14 protein-coding genes are annotated in these 16,013 nt (G+C 65.9%); 6 read left to right on the top strand and 8 right to left on the bottom strand.

The genetic code is table 11. The features are described 5' to 3' along the window. The 6 genes from AC6CDK_RS15665 to hypA form a co-directional block, all read right to left on the bottom strand. The coding region (locus AC6CDK_RS15665) for a lipoyl protein ligase domain-containing protein (RefSeq protein ID WP_496639906.1) at window positions 1–227 on the bottom strand (227 nt) is incomplete at its 3' end. Next, a complete protein-coding gene (gene gcvPB / locus AC6CDK_RS15660) occupies window positions 227–1,672 on the bottom strand; it encodes an aminomethyl-transferring glycine dehydrogenase subunit GcvPB (protein WP_192904946.1) in 1,446 nt (481 codons plus the stop codon). The genes AC6CDK_RS15665 and gcvPB, both read right to left, overlap by 1 nt. Next, complete coding sequence (gene gcvPA / locus AC6CDK_RS15655; RefSeq protein ID WP_192904998.1) at window positions 1,663–3,009, bottom strand: aminomethyl-transferring glycine dehydrogenase subunit GcvPA; 1,347 nt, start codon at window positions 3,007–3,009, stop codon at window positions 1,663–1,665. The genes gcvPB and gcvPA overlap by 10 nt, the downstream gene beginning before the upstream one ends. Then, entirely contained in the window at window positions 3,009–3,383 is a 375-nt protein-coding gene (gcvH, locus tag AC6CDK_RS15650; RefSeq protein ID WP_192904947.1) for a glycine cleavage system protein GcvH, read from the bottom strand. The genes gcvPA and gcvH overlap by 1 nt, the downstream gene beginning before the upstream one ends. 54 nt (window positions 3,384–3,437) lie before the next feature. After that, window positions 3,438–4,526: a glycine cleavage system aminomethyltransferase GcvT gene (gene gcvT / locus AC6CDK_RS15645; protein ID WP_192904948.1), complete on the bottom strand. Its 1,089-nt coding sequence runs from the start codon at window positions 4,524–4,526 to the stop codon at window positions 3,438–3,440. Between the two features lie 121 nt (window positions 4,527–4,647). After that, window positions 4,648–4,980: a hydrogenase maturation nickel metallochaperone HypA gene (gene hypA, locus AC6CDK_RS15640; protein WP_192904999.1), complete on the bottom strand. Its 333-nt coding sequence runs from the start codon at window positions 4,978–4,980 to the stop codon at window positions 4,648–4,650. A gap of 187 nt (window positions 4,981–5,167) precedes the next feature. Between hypA and AC6CDK_RS15635 the strand changes: the two genes are divergently transcribed. The 6 genes from AC6CDK_RS15635 to AC6CDK_RS15610 all read left to right on the top strand — a co-directional run bounded on the left by AC6CDK_RS15635 (window position 5,168) and on the right by AC6CDK_RS15610 (window position 14,118). Beyond that, complete coding sequence (locus tag AC6CDK_RS15635; protein ID WP_192904949.1) at window positions 5,168–6,583, top strand: sensor histidine kinase; 1,416 nt, start codon at window positions 5,168–5,170, stop codon at window positions 6,581–6,583. A gap of 43 nt (window positions 6,584–6,626) precedes the next feature. After that, the gene (locus AC6CDK_RS15630; protein ID WP_192904950.1) at window positions 6,627–7,994 is read left to right on the top strand and encodes a sigma-54-dependent transcriptional regulator; all 1,368 of its coding nucleotides are present in this window, start codon (window positions 6,627–6,629) and stop codon (window positions 7,992–7,994) included. Between the two features lie 187 nt (window positions 7,995–8,181). Beyond that, complete coding sequence (locus AC6CDK_RS15625; RefSeq protein WP_192904951.1) at window positions 8,182–10,746, top strand: glycosyltransferase family 1 protein; 2,565 nt, start codon at window positions 8,182–8,184, stop codon at window positions 10,744–10,746. 45 nt (window positions 10,747–10,791) lie between these two features. Beyond that, window positions 10,792–12,519, top strand: a complete 1,728-nt coding sequence (fliK, locus tag AC6CDK_RS15620) for a flagellar hook-length control protein FliK (RefSeq protein ID WP_192904952.1) — start codon at window positions 10,792–10,794, stop codon at window positions 12,517–12,519. Continuing rightward, entirely contained in the window at window positions 12,506–12,778 is a 273-nt protein-coding gene (locus AC6CDK_RS15615; protein WP_192904953.1) for an EscU/YscU/HrcU family type III secretion system export apparatus switch protein, read from the top strand. Before fliK ends, AC6CDK_RS15615 begins: the two co-directional genes overlap by 14 nt. An 89-nt stretch (window positions 12,779–12,867) precedes the next feature. After that, entirely contained in the window at window positions 12,868–14,118 is a 1,251-nt protein-coding gene (locus AC6CDK_RS15610) for a BamA/TamA family outer membrane protein (protein ID WP_192904954.1), read from the top strand. A 36-nt stretch (window positions 14,119–14,154) separates the two neighbouring features. Here the strand turns inward: AC6CDK_RS15610 and mnmL are convergent, their stop codons facing one another. Next, window positions 14,155–15,072 (bottom strand): tRNA modification radical SAM protein MnmL/YtqA, encoded by a 918-nt coding sequence (mnmL, locus tag AC6CDK_RS15605; RefSeq protein WP_192904955.1) that lies wholly within the window; start codon window positions 15,070–15,072, stop codon window positions 14,155–14,157. Next, a complete protein-coding gene (locus tag AC6CDK_RS15600) occupies window positions 15,069–15,989 on the bottom strand; it encodes a helix-turn-helix domain-containing protein (RefSeq protein ID WP_192904956.1) in 921 nt (306 codons plus the stop codon). The genes mnmL and AC6CDK_RS15600 overlap by 4 nt, the downstream gene beginning before the upstream one ends. Between the last annotated feature and the right edge of the window lie 24 nt (window positions 15,990–16,013).

Raw genomic sequence — 16,013 nt, 5'->3', positions numbered from 1 at the left:
ATCCGGCGGACCACCGGAATGCCTGCCCGACGGCAACGCTCCCGGTCGATCGCCTCTTCGGCCTTCTGGAAGCGCCCCACGGAAAAGGCCGGCGGCTCCCAGCCGTAGAGGCGGAGCACCGGCGCTGCCCCCTGGTCGTAGTGGCGGAGGAGCGCCTCGTCCACCGCCATGTTCCGTGGGCCGTCCAGGGGGCCGGTATCGATGAGGCGCCAGGTCGGCGGCTCCATCAGCACCCGAAGTAACACACGTTCTGCTCGCGGGCCGCCCTGGTCTCGTCCGGACGGGTGATGGGCATGGTCCGCGGCAGTTCGGCAAAGGCGGCCGGGTCCTTCTCCGCCAGATCGGCGGCATCGCGCATGGCCTCAATGAAGGCGTCCAGGGTCTCCTTGCTCTCGGTCTCGGTGGGCTCGATCATGATCGCCTCCTTGACGATGAGGGGAAAGTAGACCGTGGGGGGATGGAAGCCCCGGTCGATGAGGAACTTGGCGATATCAATGGCATGGACGCCGTTGCGCGCCTGCCGGGCCGCCGAAAAAACGCATTCGTGCATGCAGGTCTGGTCGTAGGGGAGGTCGTAGACGTCTTTCAACCGGGCCATGATGTAGTTGGCGTTCAGGACCGCCTGCTCGCTCACCTGGATGAGCCCTTCCTGGCCGAGCATGGTGATATAGGCAAAGGCCTTGGCCATGACCCCGAAGTTGCCGAAGAACCCCGCGGTGCGGCCGATGCTCTCGTGGGAATGGGGAATGACGGAATAATCGCCGTCGCTGTTCTTCACCACGCGCGGCCCCGGCAGATAGGAGGCCAGCAGCTTCTTCACCCCTACGGGGCCGCTCCCCGGCCCACCCCCGCCGTGGGGGGTGCCAAAGGTCTTGTGGAGATTCACGTGGATCACGTCGAACCCCACGTCGCCGGGCCGCACCTTGCCGAGGATGGCGTTCAGGTTGGCCCCGTCGTAGTACATGAGGGCGTCGTGGTCGTGGGCAATGTCGCAGATCTCCCGGATGTGGGGATTAAAGAGTCCCAGGGTGTTGGGGCAGGTCATCATGACCGCCGCCACCTCGTCGGTCATGACCGCGCGGTACTTCTCCAGATCCATGTCCCCGTAAGGGGCCGTGGGAACGGTGATGATCTCGTAGCCCACCATGGCGGCCGAGGCCGGGTTGGTGCCGTGGGAGGAGTCGGGGACCACCACGTATTTTTTCCGGTTCCCCTGTGCCTCGTGGTAGGCGGCGATGAGCATGATGCCGGTCATCTCGCCGTGGGCGCCGGCCAAGGGCTGGCAGGTCACCTCGTCCATGCCGGTGATCTCGGCCAGGGCTTCGCCCAGGCCGTGCACGAGCCCCAGGCTCCCCTGGCTGAAGGATGCGCCGTGGGGCAGGAGCGGAACCATGGGGTGATAGGGGGCAAAGAGTTTTGCCGCCTCCTCCAGGGCCTTGGCATTGTACTTCATGGTGCAGGAGCCCAGCGGATAGAAGTGGGTATCCACCGAAAAATTGCGCCGCGACAGGGTGGTGAAGTGGCGCACCACGTCCAGCTCGCTCACCTGGGGCAGATCCGGCGCCCCGTCCCGGACAAGCGCCGCCGGAAGGGGAGGAGCCGGGGAAACGTCGCCGGCCGGGAGCCGGACTCCCCGGCGGCCGGTCACCGACTTTTCGAAGATCAGTTCCATAACGCACCCTCCAGTTGCCGGGCAAAGGTGTCGATCTCGGCCCTGGTCCGCTTTTCAGTCACCGTCACCACCATGCACTTCTCCATGTCCGGGTAGTAGGGACCCAGGGGCACCCCAGCCGCCACACCCTTGCGGAGCAGCGCCACGACCGCTTCCTCGGCCGTCTTGGGGAGGCAGACCGTGAACTCGTTGAAGGTGAAGCCGCTGTTCAGCACCTCCACCCCCGGCACCGCGCCGAGGACGGCTTTGGCATATTCGGCCTTGTCGCGGTTCAGGCGGGCGAGCTCCGCCATCCCCTCGCTCCCCAGGGCCGAGAGGAAGATGAGGCCGCGCAGGGCACAGAGGCTCTGATTGCTGCAGATGTTGGAGGTGGCCTTGTGACGCTTGATGTGCTGCTCCCGCGCCTGGAGGGTCAGGACGAAGCCGCGGGTGCCGTTCCGGTCCACGGTCTCGCCGATGATGCGGCCCGGAAGGTTGCGGATGTGCTCGCGGCGGCCGGCGATGAACCCGAAGGAGGGGCCGCCGAACGAGAGGGGGTTGCCGAGGCTCTGGCCGTCCCCCACCACGATGTCGGCCCCCATGCTGCCGGGGCTCCGAACGATGCCCAGGGAGATCGGGTAGGCCGAGGCCACCAGGAGCGCGCCCACTCCGTGGGCCTCGGCCGCGAGACCGGAAAGATCGCTCAGGGTCCCGAAAAAATCGGGATTCTGGACGATGACCGCGGCGGTGGCATCGTCGAGGGCGGCCCGCAGGCGGACATCATCCTCCATCCCCGCCTTGGGGGCGATCTCCACCAGTTCCACATCCAGGTTGGCCAGGTAGGTGGCGAGGATCTCCCGGTGGAAGGGGTTCACCGCGCCATCGACCACCAGCCGGCTGCGCCCCGTGATCCGCAGGGCCATGAGGGCAGCCTCGGCCAGGGCCGTGCCACCGTCGTAGAGGGAGGCATTGGCAACCTCCGTGCCGGTCAGCCGGCAGATGGCGGTCTGGTACTCGAAGAGGGCCTGGAGCGTTCCCTGGGAACACTCGGGCTGGTAGGGGGTATAGGCGGTGTAGAATTCGGGACGGGACGCCAGATGGTCCACCACGGCCGGGATCAGGTGATCGTGGAACCCGCCCCCCACGAAGTGGACCAGGCCCTGGGCGTTTCTGCCCGCAAGGGTCTGAAACCGGTGCAGCATCTCGAACTCCGACATCCCCGGCGGCAGGTTGAAGGATTTCGCCCGCAGGGCGGGGGAAACCGGGCGGAAAAGATCATCAATGTCGGCAGCGCCGACAGCGTCCAGCATCCGGCGGACCTCTTCCGGCGAGTTGGGGCAGTAGTCGGCGCCGCTCATCATTCGAGGCCCTTCAGGTACTCGTCGTACCGTTCGCGGGTCAGGAGGCCGGCCAGCTCAGAGGGATCCCCCATCTCGATCCAGGCAATCCACCCCGCCTCCTCGGCGGCCTCGTTCACGATCTCGGGACGATCGTCGAGGGCTTCGTTCACCCGGGTCACCTTCCCCGAAACCGGGGCGTAGATGTCACTGGCCGCCTTCACCGACTCGATGGCCGCCAGCACCTCGGACTGCTTCACCTGCTTCCCGACCTGCGGCAGCTCCACGAAGGTAACGTCCCCCAACTGGCGAGCGGCGTACTCGGTAATCCCCACGGCGGCCACACCTTCCTTGACCTTGACCCACTCGTGCTCTTTGGTGAAATAGGTTTCCATGACTGTTGCCTCCTTGTGGATGTCTGATGGACTGTGTGGAGTATCTGCCGCGAATCAGGCGCGCAGGGACCCTCCCCGGTAGAAGGGAGCGGCCACCACCGTCGCGGCCATGCTGACCCGCTCGTGCCGGATCGTGAGCGGGGCGCCGGGGACGGCCGTGCCGGCAGTCACGTAGCCGAGGCCGATGCCACAGCCGAGCATGGGAGAAAACACACCGCTGGTGACGGCGCCGACCCGCTCGCCCTGGAACAGGATCTCGTAGTCGTGGCGGGGGGAGCGGCGGGAGGCGACCTGGAAGGCCACCCGGCGGCGCGTCACCCCTTCCGCCCGCTGGACCTGGAGCGCATCCTTCCCCACAAAGGACTTGTCAAAGGAGACGAAGGCCTCAAGCCCGGCCTCCAGGGGGGTGGTGGATTCGTCGATATCGCTGCCGTAGAGGCTGTAGCCCACCTCCAGCCGGAGCACGTCCCGGGCGCCGAGGCCGGCGGGCCTGACCCGGGGATCGGCCAGGAGCCGCTGCCAGAGTTCCACCACGCGGTCCAAGGGAAGGAAGATTTCATAGCCGAGCTCGCCGGTATAGCCGGTGCGGCTCACGATGGCATCGGCGCCGAGCACCCTGGTCCGGATGAATGTGAAATAGGAGATTGCCGCGACCTCCGGGCCGATGACCTCCATGAGCACTTCCCGGGAGAGGGGGCCCTGGAGATCGAGCTTGGCGGTTGCGGCGGATATGTCCCGGAACCCGCCGCCGCCAAGGCGGGCGGAGATGGCGGCGAAGTCCTTGCCGACGGTGGCCGCGTTCACCACCACCATGGCCTCGTTCTGCGCTAGGCGGAAGACGATCAGATCGTCCATGATGCCGCCGTCCCCGTTCAGGAGGAAGCCGTAGCGGGACCGCCCCACCGGGATGGAGGCCACCGAAAACGTGAAGACGTCCTCCAGCCCGTTGGCGACGATATCGCCCGTGAAGAGGAGCTCTCCCATATGGCAGATGTCGAACAGGGCGGCCTTCTCCCGGCACCACCGGTGCTCGGCGATGATCCCTTCGTACTGTATCGGCATGTTCCAGCCGCCGAAGGGAGCCATGAGGGCGTTGAGGCGTTCGTGCTCGGTGCGCAGGGGGGTATTCGCGAGGATATCCATGGGTTCTCCCGACGGAGGGATGGCTGTGGGCGGGACCACAACTGTAAATGATGACCAGGGGTTTGTAAACGATTTTACCGCAGGAAACCGGCGTTGCCACTGCGCCGGACGGACGGACCGGCTACTCGACCTCCAGCTCCTTCACCCGCAGCTCTTCGCCGGCCACCACCCGCACCCCGTAGGCGCCGCAGGCGGGGCAGGGGTCGAAGTAGGTCCGGACCGGGAACAGGGCAGCACAACTGCCGCACTCTCCCCGGCCGGGCACCCGATCGATGGCGAGCCGCGCCCCCTCGGCAAGGGTGCCGGCGGTGCACGCCTCGAAGCAGAACTCCACCGCCTCGGGCACCACGCCGGACAGCTCGCCGATCTCCAGCACGACCGCAAGTATCCGCCGGCCCCCCGCGCTGCTCTCGCATATCTCCACCACGTTCTGGGTTATGGACATTTCATGCACAGCTTCCATCCTCCTCGCACCGCCCGTCTGCCGGGCGGTCTGGTCGTTCCGGCCGATCATAGCAGAGTTTATTCTTCAAAAGAAGCGCCGGGAGAGCCGCCTTGCCACCCCCCTGGCCCTGGTGTATAATCCCGCCGTATCGTGCATAAGGACTCGTTTTTTACGTCGAACGCCCGCCAGAGGCCCCATGAGACTCAATACCAAGCTGGTGATGATCATGCTGACGCTGCTCGTCATCGCCGTCGTCACCCTCTTCGTGCTCAACCAGTACAGCCAGAACGAAATGGTGCAGGAGATCCAGGAGAGCTCATCCTTCGTCTCCCAGGCCATCCAGATGAGCGTCGAAGATCTGACCTCCGAGTTCGAGCCCGACCCGGAGCGTCTTGCCCGCTACATGAAGGCGGCGCGGGTCAAGGGGGTCAAGGAGATCAGCATCATCAGCAACGAGGGGGAGATCATCGACTCGTCCGACCCCTCCAAGGTGGGAAAGAAGCGCGACATCAAGAAGATGGAAAAGGGGCTCAGGGCGGCACCCGACTCCCGCCGGGAACGCGCCACCGCCAACCGCTCCTATGAACTGCTGGTGCCGGTCATCGTCGGCGACCAGCAGTTGGGATACGTCCAGATCAACCTGCTGCTGGACAATATCCGGACCATCCAGCATGAGAACTTCGTGAAGCGGGTGGTGGCCACCTCGCTGGTCTTCCTGCTGGGGATCATCTTCACCATTTTCCTGGCAACGCGCTACACTGCGCCCATCAACCGGCTGGCCGCCCAGGTCCGGCGGGTGGCCGACGGCGACCTGACCGTGAGCTTCCCGGTGGCGGGCAGTGACGAGATCGGCGAGCTGGGGCGGAGCTTCAACGAGATGGTGGCCAAGCTCCAGGAACGGGAAGCCCTGGAAAAACGGCTCTACGAGGCCGAGCACCTCTCCAAGGTGGGACAGCTCGCGTCGGGCATCGCCCACGAAATCCGCAACCCCCTCAACTACATCAGCCTTGCCGTGGACCATCTCAAGGGCGAATTCGTGGCCGCCTGCCCCGACAGGGGCGAGCGCTTCGTTCCCCTGGCGGAAAAGATCAAGGAAGAGGTGCGGCGGGCCAACTACCTGGTGGTCAACTTCATGAACTACGGCCGCCCGCTGAAGCTGCGCATCGGCGAGGTCTGCTACCGGGAGCTGATCGACCGGGCCCTGCCGCTGCTCCGGGAGCGTCTCGACGAACAGCGGATCGCCGTGGTCACCGACATCCCGCCGGATCTCCCTCCCATGCGCGCGGACGGCGAGATGCTCCGCAACTGCGTCTTCAACTTCGTGACCAACGCCATCCAGGCAATGCCGGGGGGCGGGACCATCACCCTCGGCGCCTCCTTTGACCGGGAGACGGAAACATTCCGCCTGACCTTCGCCGACCAGGGGGTCGGCATCCCGGCGGAGGACCTGCCGAAGATATTCCAGCCCTGGTTCACCAGCAAGGAGGCGGGGATCGGCCTGGGGCTCGCCATCACCGAGCGGATCATCCGCGAGCATGGCGGCGAGATCCTCGTGGAAAGCACCACGGCACTGGGCACCACGTTTACCGTCATTCTCCGGAGCGGGCGATGACGTCACCGGAAAACATCCTACACTTATGCAGAACGGAGAGACCATGCCCGCAACCATACTGATCGTCGACGACGAACGGGGGCAGCGCGAGATCCTCCAGACCATCCTGGAGGCGGAACGCTACGAAACCGCGACGGCGGCCGGCGGACAGGAGGCCCTGGCCTTGCTGGACGAGCGGGAGTTCGATGTCATCCTCACGGATCTGAAGATGCAGGGGATGTCGGGAATGGAGCTGCTGGAGCGGCTGCTGGCGGCTGACCCGCAGCAGTGCATCATCATGATGACCGCCCACGGAACCGTTGACTCGGCAGTGGAAGCCATGAAAAAAGGGGCCTTCGACTATCTGGAAAAGCCCCTGGAGCGGGACACCCTGCTGCTCACCCTGCGGCGGGCAGTGGAGCGGGTCAGGCTGCTGAAGGAGAACCGGGCCCTCCACAAAAAGCTGGAGGAAACGGGCGCCATTCCGGACATCATCGGCGAGCACCCCAAGATGAAAGAGGTCTTCCGGATCGTCACCAAGATCGCGCCCACCGCCTCCACGGTCCTCATCCAGGGCGAATCGGGCACCGGCAAGGAGTTGGTGGCCAGCGCCATCCACGAGGGGAGCCCCCGGGCGGACAAGCCCTTTTTCGCCATCAACTGTGCCGCCATCCCCGAAACCCTCATGGAAAGCGAGCTGTTCGGCCACGAAAAAGGTGCCTTCACCGGCGCCAGTTCCCGTGAGATCGGTATCTTCGAGGCCGCGGACGGCGGCACCGTTTTCCTGGACGAAATCGGGGAAATGAGCGTGGCCATGCAGGCAAAACTCCTGCGGGCCATCCAGGCCAAGGAGATCCGGCGGGTTGGCGGGAAAGTCAACATACCGGTGGATGTCCGGATCGTTTCGGCCACCAACCGTGACCTGGAGGCGGAGATCCGCAAGGGCACCTTCCGGGAAGACCTCTTCTACCGCCTGAACGTGATCCGGATCAGCCTCCCGCCGCTGCGGGAACGGGGAAGCGACATAGCCGCCCTGGCCGACTTCTTCGTGGAAAAATACCGGGGGGGCACGGAGGTGAAGGGACTCTCCCGCGCCGCCCTGAAGCTCCTCCTGAACTACAGCTGGCCCGGCAACGTCCGCCAGTTAGAGTCGGTGATCGAGCGGGGCATCCTCATGGCCGAGGGTGAGCTGATCGAACCCGGCGACCTGCCGGCGGAGATCGGCGAAGGGGTGTCGCCGGGCGGCGGCCTCCCCTTCGAGCTTCCCGCCGACGGCATCCAGTTCGAGGAACTGGAAAAGAACCTGATCATCAAGGCCATGGAGCGGGCCGGGGGGGTCATTGCAAAGGCGGCGCCGCTGCTCGGCATGAGCTACAAGACGCTCCAGTACCGGCTGGAAAAGTTCGGAATAGCCAGGGACCAGGGGCAGTGAACCGGCTACCGTTACCAGGTAGCGGATATTCCTGCCAATGAAGACCAGGACGATAGGGCCCGATAACGGCCGCTGAACCGCAGCAGCTCTGCGGAAGACAAAACCATCACGACACATGACGGGGGATGCATCGACCGGCCGTGGATCAACGGCGCTCACGGTCCCTCCCCCGGACCCGGAGGTTTCAATGGACTTCACCAAGAGAATCCACCGTTTCACCGTCGTCCCCTCCCTGTCGGGGGAACTCGCCATCCTCCAGACCCTGGCCTTCAACCTCTGGTGGACGTGGGAGCCTGATGCGGTGGAACTCTTCAAGCGGCTCGACATCGACCTGTGGCAGCAGACCCGCCATAACCCGGTGGAGATGCTCGGCATCCTCCAGCAGACCACCCTTGAGCGCCTTGTGGCCGACGAGGGCTTCATGGCCCAGCTCAACCGGGTCGAGGAAAAGTACCACGGCTACATGACCGGCAAGACCTGGTTCGATCGGACCTGGAACGGTGAGCGCCCCCTGCGGGTTGCCTACTTCTCCATGGAGTTCGGCCTCCACGAATCGGTCCCCACCTACTCCGGCGGCCTGGGGGTGCTGGCGGGGGATCACCTCAAGTCGGCCAGCGACCTGGGCGTTCCCCTGGTGGGGATCGGGCTCCTCTACCGCCAGGGCTACTTCCGCCAATATCTCAATATCGAGGGGTGGCAGCAGGAGCTCTACCCCGAGAACGACTTCTACAATCTCCCCCTCAAACTCCAGCGGGACGAGGAAGGGCGACCGCTCACCATTGAGCTCGATCTGGCCGGCCGCAAGGTCCACGTCCAGATCTGGAAGGTGCAGGTGGGCCGGATTCCCCTCTACCTCCTGGACACCAACATGGAGGAGAACGACCCCCTGGACCGGGAGATCACGGCCCAGCTCTATGGCGGTGACCAGGACATGCGCATCCGCCAGGAGATCCTGTTGGGCATCGGCGGCATCCGGGCCCTGAACCGCCTCGGCATAGACCCCAATGTCTGCCATATGAACGAGGGGCACGCCGCCTTCCTGGCCCTGGAACGGACCAAGCTCCTCATGGAAAAGCACGGCCTGCGCTTCCCGGAGGCCATGGAAGCGGTCCGCGCCGGCACCATCTTCACCACCCACACGCCCGTGGACGCGGGCATCGACCACTTCCCCGCCGACCTGCTGGAGCGCTATCTGGGGCGCTACTACCGGTTCCTGGGGCTCTCCCGGGACGAATTCCTCTCCCTGGGACGCCAACTGCCGAAAAATCCCCACGAATCGTTCTGCATGGCAGTATTGGCCCTGCGGCTGGCCAATCACGCCAACGGCGTCAGCCAACTCCACGGCGAGGTTTCGCGCAAGATGTGGAAGAACCTCTGGCCCGAGCTGCCTGACGAGCACATCCCCATCACCTCCGTCACCAATGGCGTCCATACCAAAACCTGGCTCTCGGTGGAGATGGCCGGGCTCCTCACCCGCTACCTCGGCAACCGCTGGCGGGAAGATCCCACCGACCCGCTCCTCTGGAAGCGGGTCGGCAACATCCCCGACTCCGAGCTCTGGCGGACCCACGAACGGTGCCGTGAACGGCTGGTGGTCTTTGCCCGGCGCCGACTCAAGGATCACCTGCGCCAGGTGGGCGCCACGGCCAAGGAGATCGCCCAGGCCGACGAGGTGCTGGACCCGGAAGCCCTGACCATCGGGTTCGCCCGGCGCTTCGCCACCTATAAGCGGGGGACCCTGCTCTTCCGGGACCTGGACCGGCTCGCCCGCATCCTCAACGGCGCCGACCGTCCCGTGCAGATCATCTTCTCGGGCAAGGCTCATCCCCACGACGTGGAGGGGAAGGAACTGATCCGCCGCATCTTCCAGCACTCCCTGGAAGCGCGATTCCACAACCGGATCGTGTTCATCGAGGACTATGACATGGCCGTGGCCCGGCACCTGGTCCAGGGGGTCGACGTCTGGCTCAACACCCCCCTGCGCCCCCTGGAGGCCAGCGGCACCAGCGGCATGAAGGTGGCGTTCAACGGCGGCCTCAACATGAGCGTTCTGGACGGCTGGTGGCCCGAGGGGTACCGGGGAAACAACGGCTGGGCTATCGGCAAGGGTGAGGTCTACGACGACATCGACTTCCAGAACGAGGTGGAGAGCCGCGCCATCTACGACCTGCTGGAAAAGGAGGTCATCCCCCTCTTCTATGACCGGGGTCCCGACGGCATCCCCCGCGGCTGGCTCGCCTGCATGAAAGCGAGCCTCCAGACCCTGTGCCCGGTCTTCAGCACCGAACGGATGGTCAAGGAGTATGCCGAGCGGATGTACCTCCCCTCCTTCGAAGAGTGGCGCACCCTGTCCGGCGACGGTCTGGCCCGGGCCGTGGACCTGGCCCGCTGGAAGGTAGAAATGCACCGGTCCTGGCACCAGGTGAGAGTGGTTTCGGTGGAGGCACCCGCCCCCGAGGAGGTGCCCCTGGGAGCGCCCATTCCGGTGACGGCCCGTGTTGCCCTGGGCGACATCGTCCCGGACCGGGTGATTGTGGAGACCTACTGCGGCGTCCTCGACTCCCGGGGCACCATCGTGGGGGGCGAGCTGATTCCACTGGACCACGCGGAAGAGGAAGGAGGAGGCACCCACTGCTTCACGGGTGGCATCGAAACCCGGTTCTGCGGCAGGCACGGGTTCATGATCCGGGTCATGCCCCGCCATCCCGAACTGGGCCCGGTTTACGAACAGGGGCTGCTCGTCTGGGGCTGAGCGGCAACGGCTTCAGTTCTGCCCGGTTCCGCCGATAAGTAACCCATGATCGTGACCCAGGAAATAGCCCGGATCGCCCAGGCCCTTCTCAAGGATTCCACGTACTCGCTGGTGGAGGCCCGCTGGCAGACCCTGACGCCCCTCAACCTGACCCCGGGCCAGATGGTACAGGCGGAAGTAATGGCCAACCTGCCGGACAGCCGCTACCTGATCCGGCTGGCAAACCAGCTCCTGCGCATGGAGCTTCCCCTCAACCTCCAGCCGGGGCAGACCGTGGAGTTGACCTTTGTCTCCGAAGAACCGCGCCTCGTCTTCGCCCTGTCCAAGGAGGCGAACTCGGGGGTGCCGGTCCGGATCAGCGACACGGGCCGGTGGCTCAATCAACTGGCCACATCCAGGAACGACGCGACCCAGTCCACGCCGCTCCCCCGGCCGTCGGTCATCCTGCAGGAGCCGCCCCGGGATACGGGCCGCCTGGCTGAAGGGCTGCGCACCGCCCTCACCCGCAGCGGCGTCTTCTATGAGTCGCACCTCTCCCAGTGGGTCAGGGGTGAGCGCCCCCTGGCCGATCTCCTCCGGGAGCCCCAGGGGTCCCTCTCGCGGCTCGCCGTGGCCACGCCCTCCGGCGGCAACAGTGCCTCTCCCGCGCCGGCAAACGGTGGCGCCTCACCCCAGCAGAACGCCTCCCCCCCGGCCTCCCAGCCACCGGGAGGACCGCCCGCTGCCACAACCGATGCGGGGCAAAGGCCTGCCGCAGCCCCGCCACCCGGCAACCAGCCCACGGGCAGCCAGCCAGCCGCCGGCGGGGGGAACGCACCCTCATCTACCGGCAGCCCCGGCGCGCCGCCGGTCGCCACGCCAGCCACCGGAGGTGCGCCACAGGCGCCGGACCAGTCCGGTGCACCGGGACCCTCAGGCACCACGGCACCAGCCGGCGGTGCGTCCGCCACGGACCAGACGCCCCCAGCGCCGCGTCCCGACGGCGGCACCACCGCCCTCCCGGATGCCGAACCGCCGGCCCCGCGGCCCCAGGGGCCGGCGCCGGACGGGACACGTCCTCCGGCACCCCAGGAGCCCCTTCGCTCCGATGCTGCACCGGTAGCCGGCAAACAGCTCCCCGCCCCCCCTCAACCGGACCAGCCATCGCTCCAGGGGCCGGCTCTCCGGCAGGCTCCCCTTCCCGATCCTGCCGCCCAGGACTCCCCGTCCGCGCAGGGCACCACCGTCGTCTCCCAGGCGAGAGGAGAACGCATCACCGTTGACCAGCAGGCGGCGCCCCATCCCCGTGCCTCCAGCGCTCCCGCCGCTGATGGCGACGGGGTTGCGGCCACGGCCCGTGCCGGAGACCCGGTGGCTACGGAACGGGCCGGAGGACTCCGGTATGTCCCGCCCCCTCCCCAGGGGGGGGTAGAGCCCCAGACCATCCCCATCATCAAGGAACAGCTCACGACACTGGCCACGGGGCAGTTCACCTGGAACGGACAGGTCTGGTCCGGCCAGGACATGGGATGGAAGGTGGAGGAGCGCGAGGCCGACGGACGGGGCTCCTCAGCGGAGCGAAGCTGGCAGACGGAAGTGGCCCTTGACCTGCCCAGGCTGGGATCGGTCCGGGCTACCCTCAGCCTCGGCAGCTCCGGGGTAACGGTCAATCTCGCGGCCCGGAGCGAGGAAACCGTAGCGGCCATGAAAGAGGGAAGACTGCGCCTCGAAGAGGCGCTGGATGCAGCCGGCATCCGCATGACCGGCTTCAGGGTGAGCCATGACGACGAATGACCGGGACCGCAAGGCCGTTGCCCTCAGCTATCGGGAAGGGCATTACGCCCCCCAGGTAGTGGCCAAGGGGTACGGCGTCACCGCAGAGGCTATCATCGCCTGCGCCCGGGAGGCCGGAGTCTACGTCCACCAGTCGCCGGAGCTGGTACGCCAGCTCATCCAGGTCGACATCGACTCCTGCATCCCTGCCGATCTCTACCGGGCCGTGGCTGAGCTCCTGGCCTGGCTCTACTGGCTGGAACACGGGGAAGGCGACTAATCTCTCATTTGGGGTTGAACACGGCGCCGAAACCCGTTATCTTTCAACGTGCCGTTGTAATGCCAGATGACAAGAACCGTCGGATTTTCATGTGCCTTCGTACCGTACTCCTTTTCGCAGCGTTCCTCGTCCTGACCGGTTGCACCACCATGGTGTCGCGGGAACGACTGCCATATCCCCTCGCTGACGACAGCTTCGGCGATCCGGTCAAGGTGGTCACCATCCCCCTGCCCGTCATCGCCACAAGCCCCAATGAAGGGCCCATCCTCGGCGGCCTGACCGCATTTCTCCTCCACAACGCCCGGGACGAGGTCAACACCCTCATCGCCCCCCAGGTCAACTACAACCAGAACTTCGGCACCACCTTTTCCCTCTACGGCGCCTTCTTTCCGCTCCCCGAACGCAACTGGGAGTTCAACCTCTCCAAGTCCACCAATGTCAACGAAGACTACGAGGTGCGGCTGAGGGACAAGACCTTCCTCTCCCTCAACGGGAAGCCCCTGGAAACCAACGCCTTCCTCTACTACTTTACCGATGGTTCATCGCGGTTCTACGGCTTCGAATCGGACAGCCTGCAGCAAGACGAAACCAACTACGCCAACCGGGAGTACGGGATCACCCTAGGCGTCGGCTACGACCTGACCGACCAGCTCCAGCTCGTTCTGGGGGAACGCTTCCGCAAGGTGGACATCCGGCCGGGGGCCGTGAGCAAAGCCCCCTACATCCGCGACCGGTTCACCACGTCCGAGGTGCCGGGAGTCAGCGGATTCACCGCCCATGCCCAGAAAATAGCGTTGATCTACAATACCCTGGACGACCGGACCATGCCGACCGGCGGACTCTATGCCCGCGCCTCCCTCGAGGGGAGCGCCGAACTGCTGGGAAGCGACGCCGGCTACCGCCACTACGAGGTGGAGTTGAAGGGATATTTCCCGCTGGATGCGGCCCGCTACATCACCGTGGTGCGGGTCGCCTACAACCAGACCCTGGGGGGCGAGGTCCCCTTCCTGGAGCGGAGCATCCTCGGGGGAGAAACCACCTTGCGCGGCTACGGACGCAACCGCTTCGTCGACTCCAGCTACCTTCTCTGCAACCTTGAGGAGCGGATCAGGCTCTTCCGCTGGAGCATCTTCGACGTGAACACCGATTGGGAGGTTGCCCCGTTCATCGACCTGGGAGCGGTCATGGAATCGCTGGACCGGGCCGAAGCAAAAAGCTTCGAGTTCAACCCGGGCATCGGCTTCCGGGCAGTGGTCCGCCCCAATATCGTGGGCCGGGTGGACATCGGCTTCGGCAACGAGGGGCCGGCGGTTTTCGTGGGACTGGGGTATCCGTTCTGAGGCGGGCCTTCGGCCTGCGAGAGAGAATGGGGCGGCTTACCGGGACAGGCGTGCTCCCTGGCAGGTGCTGCGCCGGATGAATTCCGCGTCGATTGCGGCAAGAACCGCCGACTTTTCCAGGGTCCAGGCAGGTGCCACCAGGTGGTTGGCCGGGGCATCCCCCACCAGGCGATGGACGACGGTGCGGGGATCGAGCCGTTCCAGGAAATCGCAGACGAGCCCCACGTAGTCATCCCGCTCCAGGCAGCCGACCGCCCCCTGGCGGTACATGGCCTCCAGCGGCGTATCCTTCATCACATGGAGGTGGTGGAGCTTCACCCCGTCGATGCCGGCCCTGGTGAGCATCATAGCCGTTGCGAGCATGTCCGCGCCGGTCTCTCCCGGCAGTCCGAGAATCACGTGGGCGCAGAGCCTGATCCCCCGTTGGCGGCAGCGGTCCGCCGCATCCAGGAACGATGCCGCGTCGTGGCCCCGGTTGAGGAGGTCCAGCGTCCGGTCGTGGGACGTCTGCATCCCCAGTTCGAGCCAGAAGTAGGTCGAGCGGGCATACTCGGCCAGAAGATCGATGACCTCCGGAGGGAGACAGTCGGGACGGGTGCCGACGATGAGCCCGGCCACGCCGGGGACCGACAGGGCCTCGTCGTAGAGACGCCGGAGCTGTTCCACCGGGGCGTAGGTATTGGAGTAAGGTTGGAAATAGGCAAGGAATTTCCCTGCCCCGTAGCGCCGCGAGAGGTATGCCATGCCGTGGGCGAGCTGATCGGCCACCCCCAGTTCCGGCCTGATGCCGAAGGAACCCGAACCCCGGCCGCCGCAGAAGATGCAGCCGCCGAGCCCCGTGGTGCCGTCCCGGTTGGGGCAGGTGAAGCCGGCATCCACCGACACCCGCTGCACCCGGCAGCCGAAGACGCGGCGAAGCTCATCGGAAAAGGCGTTGTAGCGCCGCTCCGTCACCGGACCACCTCGAACGTTTTCAGCGTGTCGTTCCAGGTGTATCCCGCGCCGGTCCAGATGCTCTCGACGGTCTTCCAGTCGAGCCCGAGCCCTTTCATCTCTTCGGTGAGATAGTAGGCGGGCATGATCTCGTTGTCATCGATGCGGCCGTCGCCGTTCACGTCGGCCCAGTGGATGCCGGCCACGGTCACCCGTGCCGCGCCTCCCACCGGTTCGCGCCGGGTGCCTCCTTCGCCGGAGCGAACCACCTCGCCGCCGAAATCGACAGCCGTCTTGAGGGGGATCCCGCGAGGCGACAGCAGGGTATAGGAAATCGTCATGGCTCCCGCGCCGGGGGGTATGAGCCACTTGATCTCCCGTGTCCCCGCCTCGCCGGTCACCGGCGGATTGGCGCTCACGAACCGCCAGCCGGCCGGAATACGCTCCTTGAGAATGAAGCCGCTCCCGCCTTCTGCCGGCCGTTCCACCTTTACCTGGACCGGCAGGATCTGGCCCGGCGCACTGTAGGGGGGCAGGGTCCGCTCTGCCTTCAGCCCCGGTGCAGCCCCCCGGAAAAGCACGATACCCAGAATCGCCGCTCCCGCCAGCAGCAGGATGGCCGCAACCCCGAGCCGGCGGCGCGGCGGCGGCTCCGGGGGCGGAATCTCGGCCGGGACGTCCTCCGCCGTCCCCTCCCGCCGGAGGATATCCTCCAGGGATACCTCCAGGGCCTGGGCGAGCTTTTCGGCATTGTCCCGCTTTACCGACGGGTAGCGGTTGTTCTCCCACCGGGAGATGGTGTCGGTCGTCACCCCCACTACGCTGGCCACGTAGAGCTGGGTGAGCCGCTTGGCCTCCCGGATCCGGCGGATGGTTGCCCCATCGATGGCCACGATGGGGGTCGGCGTCCTGTCGCTGTGTTCGGCAAGGTTATCCATAGGCTGCTATTGTAACAGGTTTTG

The sequence above is a fragment of the Geobacter sp. PheSNFMC genome, assembly GCF_059620965.1.
Note: the sequence above shows the minus strand (reverse complement) of the source record. Positions and strands in the feature narration are given on the sequence as shown.